Source organism: Streptomyces sp. NPDC058964 (assembly GCF_042741275.1).
Lineage (GTDB): Bacteria > Actinomycetota > Actinomycetes > Streptomycetales > Streptomycetaceae > Streptomyces.
Map to the genome: position 1 here is coordinate 1 of NZ_JBHYKH010000994.1, position 1,303 is coordinate 1,303.

Annotated in this window: 1 protein-coding gene; it reads left to right on the top strand. The window is 73.5% G+C overall.

Annotated features, from left to right (window positions below):
- Positions 1 to 4: 4 nt before the first annotated feature.
- A partial coding sequence (locus ACFW2E_RS47115; protein ID WP_384478389.1) for an FtsX-like permease family protein occupies positions 5 to 1,303 on the top strand: 1,299 nt, incomplete at its 3' end.

Below are 1,303 nucleotides of genomic sequence, written 5' to 3' on the forward strand. Positions count from 1 at the left end.
GGCCATGGGAGTCCGCTTCGCCTTCACCGGCGGGCGCGAGGGGTGGACCCGGGCGGTGCTGACGGCGGTCGGCGTCGGGCTCGGCGTGGCGCTGCTGCTGCTGACGACGGCCATCCCCAACGCGCTCGACGTCCGGCACGAGCGGGAGGCCGCGCGCACCGACATCACCTTCACCGACGAGCGGCCGGCCAAGGCGGACGACACCCTCGTGGTCGCCAACGTCGGTTCGGACTTCCGCGACGACACCGTCCGGGGCCGGGCGATCGAACCCGAAGGGCCGCGGGCGCCGCTGCCCCCGGGGGTGGAGAGGTTCCCGGCCAAGGGCGAGATGGTCGTCTCCCCCGCGCTGAAGGAGCTGCTGGAGTCGGACTCCGGCGCGCTGCTGCGCGAGCGGCTGCCGGACCGGATCATCGGCACCATCGGGGAGGAGGGGCTGATCGGATCGGCCGAACTCGCCTACTACCAGGGCGCCGAAGGGCTCGCTCAGCACATCGACAGCGGCCGGATCGTACGCATCGACCGGTTCGGGGATCCGAATCCGGCGTCCGAGCGGTCCGACCCGGTGCTGCTCCTGCTGATCCTCGTGGTCTTCGTGGTGCTGCTGATGCCGGTCGCGGTCTTCATCGCGGCGGCCGTGCGGTTCGGCGGGGAGCGGCGGGACCGGCGGCTGGCGGCACTGCGGCTGGTGGGCTCCGACAGCGGTATGACCCGGCGGATCGCCGCCGGTGAGGCGCTGGCGGGGGGGGTGCTGGGGCTGGTCTTCGGGGCCGGGTTCTTCATGATCGGGCGGCAGCTCGCGGGGACCGCCGAGGTGTTCCGCATCAGCGTGTTCCCGAGCTACCTCAACCCCTCGCCGCTGCTCGCCCTGCTGGTCGCGATGGCCGTGCCGGCGGCGGCGGTGCTGGTAACGCTGTTCGCGCTGCGCGGGGTCGTGATCGAACCGCTCGGCGTGGTGCGCGCGGGCCGGCCGCCCCGGCGCCGGCTGTGGTGGCGGCTGCTGCTGCCGCTGGCCGGTCTGGCGATGCTCTACCCGATGATCGGCGACGGACGGGACAACGGCGACTTCAACCAGCACCTGGTGACCGGCGGTGTCGTCCTGCTCCTGGTCGGCGTGACCGCGCTGCTGCCGTGGATCGTGGAGGCCGTCGTCGCCCGGCTCGGTGCCGGTGGCGTCGCCTGGCAGCTGGCCGTGCGCAGGCTGCAGCTGAGCAGCGGAACGGCGGCCCGCATGGTCAACGGCATCGCGGTGGCCGTCGCGGGCGCGATCGCGCTGCAGATGCTCTTCGCGGGGGTGGAGGACGAC